The organism is Promicromonospora sp. NPDC060204, assembly GCF_042728455.1.
GTDB lineage: Bacteria > Actinomycetota > Actinomycetes > Actinomycetales > Cellulomonadaceae > Promicromonospora.
Genome location: NZ_JBHWZO010000270.1, coordinates 1 through 7995, shown reverse-complemented (window position 1 = coordinate 7995; position 7995 = coordinate 1). Strand labels below are relative to the sequence as shown.

At 68.6% G+C, this 7995-nt stretch carries 7 protein-coding genes; all 7 read left to right on the top strand.

Annotation, left to right across the window (positions count from 1 at the left end; all coding sequences use genetic code 11):
• Positions 1-60: 60 nt before the first annotated feature.
• Positions 61-543: a GNAT family N-acetyltransferase gene (locus tag ACFWEJ_RS24510; RefSeq protein ID WP_377231793.1), complete on the top strand. Its 483-nt coding sequence runs from the start codon at positions 61-63 to the stop codon at positions 541-543.
• Positions 544-793: 250 nt separating this feature from the next.
• Positions 794-1327 carry a GNAT family N-acetyltransferase gene (locus tag ACFWEJ_RS24505; RefSeq protein ID WP_377231792.1) on the top strand — a complete coding sequence of 178 codons (534 nt, stop codon included), beginning with the start codon at positions 794-796 and terminating at the stop codon, positions 1325-1327.
• Positions 1328-1941: 614 nt separating this feature from the next.
• Positions 1942-2412 carry a ribosomal protein S18-alanine N-acetyltransferase gene (gene rimI / locus ACFWEJ_RS24500; RefSeq protein WP_377231791.1) on the top strand — a complete coding sequence of 157 codons (471 nt, stop codon included), beginning with the start codon at positions 1942-1944 and terminating at the stop codon, positions 2410-2412.
• 144 nt (positions 2413-2556) lie between these two features.
• A complete protein-coding gene (locus ACFWEJ_RS24495) occupies positions 2557-3798 on the top strand; it encodes an MFS transporter (RefSeq protein ID WP_377231790.1) in 1242 nt (413 codons plus the stop codon).
• Between the two features lie 165 nt (positions 3799-3963).
• Complete coding sequence (locus tag ACFWEJ_RS24490; protein ID WP_377231789.1) at positions 3964-6561, top strand: CHAT domain-containing protein; 2598 nt, start codon at positions 3964-3966, stop codon at positions 6559-6561.
• Positions 6562-6911: 350 nt separating this feature from the next.
• Positions 6912-7442 (top strand): 50S ribosomal protein L10, encoded by a 531-nt coding sequence (rplJ, locus tag ACFWEJ_RS24485; protein ID WP_285100975.1) that lies wholly within the window; start codon positions 6912-6914, stop codon positions 7440-7442.
• 84 nt (positions 7443-7526) lie between these two features.
• Positions 7527-7910: a 50S ribosomal protein L7/L12 gene (rplL, locus tag ACFWEJ_RS24480; protein WP_285100977.1), complete on the top strand. Its 384-nt coding sequence runs from the start codon at positions 7527-7529 to the stop codon at positions 7908-7910.
• Positions 7911-7995 lie beyond the last annotated feature (85 nt).

Here is a 7995-nt window from a genome sequence, read left to right as displayed (position 1 = left end):
CCTTGATTTTTTATCTCCTGCGTAGTGATGTCAACAGATGGTCAAGCGTTCTGAGATGTGGTGTTAGCGAAAGTGCCAGAAATAGCAGGAGTCATAACCGTTCGACCAGCCGTAGAATCCGATATCGGTGATGTTGGCAATCTCGAAGCGGCCGTGTTCGGTGACGACCGATGGTCGCTCGAAATGGTGAAAGCGACGATCGCACACCCGGACACCCGCGTGTTTGTGGCTGAGGCAGACGTGGATGGCGATCCAAGTTTTACTGGGTACTGCGCACTCTATTTCGACGGGACCGACGTCGACGTCACCACGATCGGAGTGAACGAGGGGTTTCGCCGGATCGGCGCCGGCCGAGCGATGATGAATCGTATGCTTGGTGAAGCGAGGGACCTTGGTGCGTCGAAGGTGCGGCTCAATCTGCGTCCTGATAACAGTGGCGCCAAGAGGTTGTATCAATCCTTGGGCTTCAGATCGACAGGCGTTGTGAAGGGCTACTACGACTCTGACAATGCCGATGCGGAAACCATGGAGCTGCACCTCTAAGGTCTAGTCGCGGCGTAGGGGCGTCCAGATAGGGCGTAAGTGGTGTAGGGAGGAATTCTTGATGATGCATCGTGGAGTTGGCCGACGGCCGAAGCCGGGAGTCATTGTTCAGCTGCTGGTGGCTGAGGCGAAGCCGCAGACGGCGCGGCCGGTCAGCGTCGGTTCGCAGGCCTGAGCTGTTGCCGGGTGGCGGTCGCGTTCGTGAGCGCCGTCGCCCGGTGACGCTATCGCCGGGCGGCCCGCTGTCGACGTGAATCTGCGGCTGGGCCGAGTGTCGAAACGGGAACATCTGTTGGAAGTCTGTATCAGGGAAATGCTGCCCACCGAGGCCAACAAGGCGGCCGCGCTCGAGTCGACGATATTTGGTTCGGACGCATGGGACGTGGAAGTCATCTCGGCATGCATCGTTCATCCGGGCTTTAGGTTCCTCGGTGCGGCACTGGATGACGGCAAGATCGTCGGACATTGCTGCCTGGCCTGGGTTGAAAGCGGCTGCGAGATCGTTGCACTGGGTGTTCTTCCTGCCTACCGACGCGATGGCATCGGTCGGCTGATGATGCGAGAGATGGTTCGCCTGGGGCGCGAGTCGGGAGCAAGTCGCATGTCTCTCAATGTCCGTGTGGACAACTGCGCCGCGATCGATCTCTATCGCTCGTTCGGTTTTGAGATCGCGGAGACGGTGGGCGACTACTACGAGGACGGTGAGTCCTCGTACAGGATGGCGCTGAGTTGTGCGTCTGACATCGAGAGCGTCGCGGTCGAGGATCAGGTGCATCCGCGGTGAGGCGTCGCAGGGCGCGACTGCATGGCCGCGACGTTACCTGTTGGCTGATGCGATCTCATTCGTTGACCGAGTTAACGTTTGTCGGTAGGGTCGCGATTGTCCGATATCCGACCGTTCGTCGTGAAGGGAGAGCCATGCGAGACAACAAGCGTCGAAACAGGCCTGGCGTTTGACGCGGCTTGCGATCGAGCTCGGCCCGTCTTCTGCCGACTCATTGCGAGGGGAGTGCCATGCGCGACAGCAAGCGTCGGGCTAAGCCCGGCGTCTGAGGGCTATGTCCTGCCAGCCTATCGAGATCACGCGATGGTGAGGAGAGTGTCATGCGCGACAACAAGCGTCGGGTTAAGCCCGGAGTCTGAAAGCATTCCTGAACAGCCCGCACGCTCACCACGGGGCTCCCTGAGCCCGGTGCTGGTTCGCGCGGATCGCATGGAGCAAGTGCTGCCGACCGACAGATTGCCGGCGGTGCCTCGCCGGCCGGAGCACCGTCGTGCTCCGGCCGGAATGCGAGGTGTGGCCGTCGGCGCTCGGGGCCGCCTTCCGAGACGCATGGGCTTGTGAGCCGTGGCCAGTTGGGCGTCGACGTCTTGTACATACCGGATTGGACATGGATCTTGACGGGCAGTGACGAAGCAATCGTTGTTCGAGTGTTGGAGCCGTCCGACCTGGAAGCGGTCATCGAATTCGACGAGCAAGTCTTCGGTGGGGATGCCTGGCCGCGGGACTGGTTCGACGAGATCGTCGCAGACCCGAATGTCACGATGTTCGTGGCGGAGCTCGAGCAGGTGACTGCACTTCAATTCGCTGGTTACTGCGCCTTGCATGTCAAGGGTGCGGACGGTGAAGTTGCGACCATCGGTGTCGACGAGGCGTTCCGCCGCCGGGGAGTCGGCCGGAAGATGATGAGCGTGCTCGTAGATCGCGCACGCACCTCAGGGCTTTCTTCGATGAGCCTCAACCTGCGAACCGACAATGCGGGGGCTCGGAAGCTGTATGAGTCGTTCGGCTTCAGGACCTCCGGAGTGGAGCCGCGTTACTACGACTCCGACGGCGCGGACGCGGAGATCATGACGCTGGAACTCTGATCCAGCTTGTCCGGCCCTCGGTACCTGTCCGCGTACCTTGCCCCGTCCCGTTGCGGCGACGGGGAGTACTGGGCCGGTGGCCACGACCCTCAAAGGGCCTGGCCGATGTACAAGGCGACGTCCTGGCTTAGTGGAGGAACTTACGTGTCGACGGAAGCCGTTGAACCGGTCGAGGTAGAAAGAGTCTCGCCTCCGTTCAAGCGTGACCGGCTCGCTCATCTCTGGATTGTGACTCGGGCGATGTCTGGTTTCACGGACACGATCTGGGGCATCGGCCTTGCATGGACGGCTGTGCAAGTTGGGAGCCCGGCGGCAGCAGGTGTCGTCGTGGCCGCGGGAACGGTGCCACGTGCCCTGTTGGTCCTGTTCGGCGGTGCCTTCGCCGACCGCTTCGACGTCCGCCAGGTACTGATCTGGTCGAACGTAGGCCATCTGGCTGCGCTGGTAGCCGTGGGTGTGGCCGCAACGGCAACTGAGCCGTCTTACCCGTTGCTGATCGCTGCCGCGGCATTCCTCGGTGCGTGCGACGCGATGTACGAACCCGCCGCATCGACGATCGCGCGTCAGATCATCCACCCTTCTGATCTGCCCGCCTATGTAGGCGTGTACCAGACGGTAGGGCGTCTCGGGGAGCTGTTCGGCTCGGCGGCTGGCGGAGTGGTTGTCGCGTACTGGTCCATCCAGGGCACCGCGACTCTGAACGCAGTGGCCTTCGGGGGCGTCTTGTTGGTCGTCATCTTCGGCTTGAGGCTCCGGTATCCGACCGAGAAGCCCGCCGAGTCGGGATCGATACTTGGAGACGTTCTAGAAGGCTTCAAGCACCTGAGGGGTGCCCCTGTGACCAGGACGCTCGTTCTGTCACAGATGTTGCTCAACGTGTTCATCGTGCCACCGCTCGGACTCGGCATCGCCCTGCGGACCAAGGAGCTCGGCCTGGGCGCGGAGGTCGTGGGCTACGTCGGCGTTGCGGTCGGTGTCGGTGCGACGCTCGGAGCGCTGCTCTCGGTCCGGTTCAAGTCCCGGTTTCCAGCACGGCTCGCCTACACACTCTTCGCGATCGAAGGCCTTGCGATCGTTCTGCTCGGCGTGGGCGGAGTCGAAACCCTGTACGCCGGTGCAGTGATCATGGGTCTCTGCGCCGGCGCCGCGTCCGCAATGCTTGGCGCGGTATTCATCGCACAGCTCAAGGGTGAGTTCATGGGGCGCATGATGGCGCTGACACAGGTGGGTGACGAGTGCCTCATCCCGTTGGGCACGGTTGGGTTCGGGCTCTTGGTAGGAGCGACCTCGGCGACGGTCGGACTCGCTGTCTTCGGCTCGGCCATGTTCGTTGCCATGGCACTTCCGTTGCGGAGTGCAGCTATCCGAAATATCGCGGCCTCGTGAGAGTTGGTTTCTTGTGGAGGACTCAAGTCAGGAGTGTTTCGGGCCGTGATGCATACCGAGGCGCTGACCTGGGCTTTTGGATGAGTCGGTGACATAAGACGGTGTGCCCCGCTATCGTGGCCCGCCCGGCGCCCCCGTGGGGCCCGGTGAGGCGAGGGGGCAGGTATGTGGCCGGAACTGGAGGCGGAGCTGATGGCCGCGCGGGAGCTCAGCTCCCGGTCGCGGCCCGGCGACGCCCTGCTGCGGTTCCGGGACGTGCTCGACCGGCTCCGGGTCGTGGACCTCGGCGAGCTCGACCCCACGGACCGTGAGCGCTGGGCCGAGGGCATGGTCCGTTCCCTGGCGGGGGAGGCCGTCGCGGTCCACGCCGTCGAGGACACGCTGGACAAGCCGCTCGCCCTCCTCGGCGACGCCGACGCCCGCGCCGATGCCGCTCCGCCGCGGGTCCGCAGGCGGCTCGCCGCCGTCGTCGACGGGAACCGTGGCCTGCTGCTGCAGCGCTCCGGCCGGCTCACCGACGCCGTCGCGGCCTTCGACCGGGTGCTCGCGGTCGCGGACCAGCTCACCGCTCGCGACTACGCCACGGCGCTGCTCAACCGGGGTGCGGCCGCCATCGAGCTCGGCCGGCTGGACGCGGCGCTCGCCGACTTCGACGCCTGCCACGAGGCCGCGGGGCTGGCCGACCTGCCCGGGATCGCCTCCCTCGCGCTGCACAACACGGGCTTCGTGCGGTACGCGCTCGGCGACCTGCCGGGCGCGCTGCAGGCCATGGCCGCCGCGCGCGCCGTGGACCCGGAGCGCTCCGACGGCGTGCTCGACATCGGCCGCGGCGCCGTCCTCTACGAGGCCGGGCTGCTCGAGGACGCCGAGCAGGTCCTCACCCAGGCCATCTCCCGGATGGTGGTGCCGGGCCGCGCGCACCACCGTGCCGAGGCCGAGTACTTCCGCGCGCGCTGCCTCATGGCACTGCACCGGTGGGACGAGGCTCAGGCAGCGGCCGCCTTCGCCCGGCGCTACTACGCCGGTGTCGGCCACCCGCAACGCGCCGCCGTCGCACGCGTCGCCGAGCTGGAGGCGATCCTCCTGCCGGTCCGGCGCGGCGAGGCCCCCGTTCCCGACGATGCCCGGCGTCGTGCCGAGCAGGCCATCCAGGCCGCCGAGGCGGGCGACGAGGTGGACCCCCTGCTCGGCCAGCGCCCCGGCCTGACCGCGCGGTTCGTCGCCGCGCACTGGTACCTCCTGGCCGACGACATCGCCGCCGCGCGCACCGTCCTCGACAACCTCCCCGCCGGCATGGCCGACGCCCCGCTGTCCACGCGGATCCAGCGGCAGACCGTGCTCGCGCAGCTTGCCTTCGCGTCGGGCGACCGGGCGGCCGGCATCGAGGCGGTGCGCACGGGACTGGAGCTGCTCGCGGACCATCGCGTGGGGCTCGGCTCGGTCGAGTCCGTCACCGCCGCCGCGGCGCACGGCGTGGACCTGCAGCGGACCGACGTCGAGGCCGCGGTGCGGACCGGCCGGCCGGACTGGCTCTTCGAGGCGCTCGAACGCGGCCGGACCACGTTCGCCGGGATGGGCGGGACCGTCGCGCCGGACGAGCCCGCGGTGGGCGCGCTCGTCACCGAGGCCCGCGGGCTCGTCGTCCGTGCCCGCACCCTCACCGACCGGGACAGCGCCACGGAACGTGCCCACCTCTTCGAGCGGTCGCGCCGGCTGCTGGCGACGGCGCGCGAACGCGCCTGGCACCGCACCGGCGCCGAGCACGACGTGGCCGAGGACCGCCCGGCCACCACCGCCGAGGTTCGCGAGCTGCTCGCCGCCCGCGACGACGGCGCCGTCGTCGCCAACTACCTGGTGCTCGACGGGATGCTGCGCTGCGTCCGGGTCGACGCGCACGGCGCGCGCACCGTCGACCTCGGACCCCTCGCCGAGGTCACCGAACGGGCGCTGCGCGTCCGCGCGGACTTCGGGGCCTGCGCCAACGAGCACGTACCGCCGGCCCTGCGCGACGCCGCCCACCGCTCCCTGCGGCGCAACCTCGACGCGCTCGACCGGCTCCTCGCGGTGCCGATGCAGGCGGACGGCTCGCTGTACGTCGTCGGCAGGGAGCCCCTGCTCAGCGTGCCCTGGACGGCGCTCCCGTCGCGGCGCGGCCGCCGCACGACCGTCCGGTCCTACATGGCGCGCGGCCGCGCGCACCCGCGCCCGGGGAGCAGGCACCGGCTCCTCGCCGCGTACGGTCCCGGCGTCACCCTCGGCGCGAGCGAGGTGCGGGCCGTCGGCGCGGTATGGCCGGGGGCCACGGTGCTCACCGGCGCCGCCGCCACGACGGCGGCGGTGCGGGCCGTGCTCGCCACCCACGACATCGTGCACCTGGCCACGCACGGCAGGCACGACGCCGACAACCCGCTCTTCGCCTTCGTCGACCTCGCCGACGGGCCGCTGTTCGCCCACGAGCTCGACGGCACCCGGCTCCCCGGATCCGTGCTCGTCCTCTCGGCCTGCGAGGTCGGCGGCTCGTCCCAGGTGGTCGGCGGCGAGGTGCTCGGCCTGTCCTCCGTGCTCCTGCGGCTCGGCGCCCGCGCGGTCGTCGCCGCCGTCGCCCCGCTGTCGGACGCCGTCGCCGCGCGCGTGATGCCCCGGTTCCACGCCCAGCTGCGCGCCACGGACGACCCGGAGGCCGCGCTCGCCGCGGCGCTCGCGGACGAGCCCGAGCCGGTGCCGCTGGTGTGCTTCGCGTCCTTGGAGGGCCTGGGCCGGTGACAGCCGGCGGGCGGCGCTCGGCCGTCCGCAGACGGCGCGCGGACGGCGTCGTCCGCCGTGTGGCGCAGCCCACCGCTGGCCGCGTGCGGCCCCACGCGCGAAGCCATGTATAGTTCTCGGGTAACCCAAGACCGCCGGTCGTCCGACGCTGCCCGCTCGTAAGAGCACCGGGCGGAAGAAGACCGAAGTCCCGCTGAGAGCGGGGGCCTGCGCAGGTGACGAACTCGAGTGCGGTCCTGCCGCGCGAACCGAGCCCCGTGCACCTGCGCCGGGGCTCTTTTTCTCGTTCCGGGGCAACGCCCGGGGCTCACGCCCCAGGGGACGGTGGTACCACCACCGGAAGGATTGCCATGGCGAGGCCGGACAAGGCAGCCGCTGTCGCAGAGCTCGCGGACAAGTTCCGCGACTCGAGCGCAGCCGTGCTGACCGAGTACCGCGGGCTCACCGTCGCGCAGCTCAAGGAGCTGCGTCGGTCGCTCAGCGGCAACGCAACCTACGCCGTGGTGAAGAACACGCTGACGGGGATCGCGGCCAAGGAGGCCGGTGTCGAGGGTCTCGACGCCGACCTGAAGGGCCCGTCCGCCATCGCATTCGTGACCGGGGACCCGGTCGAGGCTGCGAAGGGTCTGCGTGACTTCGCCAAGGCGAACCCCGCACTGGTCATCAAGGGCGGCGTGCTCGACGGCCGCCCGATGTCCAGCGCGGAGATCACGAAGCTCGCGGACCTCGAGTCCCGCGAGGTTCTGCTGGCCAAGGTGGCCGGCGGTCTGAAGGCCACGCTGACGCGTGCTGCTTACGCCTTCACCGCCAAGCCCGCCCAGGTCGCCCGTGCCATCGATGCCCTGCGTCAGAAGCAGGAATCGGAGGGTGCTGCCGCCTGATCAGGTGGCAGCGCCAGTTCACACCCCCCTGCTTCTCGCGGGCCGGCACCGGCCCGCGAAGCGCCAACTGAAAGGAACGCCATCATGGCGAAGCTCTCCACCGACGAGCTCCTGTCCGCCTTCGAGGAGCTCACGCTCATCGAGCTCTCCGACTTCGTGAAGGCCTTCGAGGAGAAGTTCGACGTCACCGCCGCCGCTCCGGTCGCCGCTGCCGTTGCCGGCCCGGCCGCCGCTGCCGCTGAGGCCGTGGAGGAGAAGACCGAGTTCGACGTCATCCTCGAGGCTGCCGGCGACAAGAAGATCCAGGTCATCAAGGAGGTGCGCGCGCTCACGTCCCTCGGTCTCAAGGAGGCCAAGGACCTGGTCGACGGCGCGCCGAAGCCGGTTCTCGAGGGCGCCGACAAGGACGCCGCCGAGAAGGCGAAGGCTGCCCTGGAGGGCGCCGGCGCCACCGTCACCCTCAAGTGACCTCAGGCATCACCGCCTTCGGGCTGGTGTGACGGCCGCCCGGGCTCGTCCCGGGCGACCGTCCGCCGACTGCAGAGGCCCGCAC

Bases quoted from the DNA above. Each gene is read 5' to 3' on its own strand.
- ACFWEJ_RS24490 (WP_377231789.1), top strand. From the start codon at position 3,964: ATGTGGCCGGAACTGGAGGCGGAGCTGATGGCCGCGCGGGAGCTCAGC.
- rplJ (WP_285100975.1), top strand. From the start codon at position 6,912: ATGGCGAGGCCGGACAAGGCAGCCGCTGTCGCAGAGCTCGCGGACAAG.
- rplL (WP_285100977.1), top strand. From the start codon at position 7,527: ATGGCGAAGCTCTCCACCGACGAGCTCCTGTCCGCCTTCGAGGAGCTC.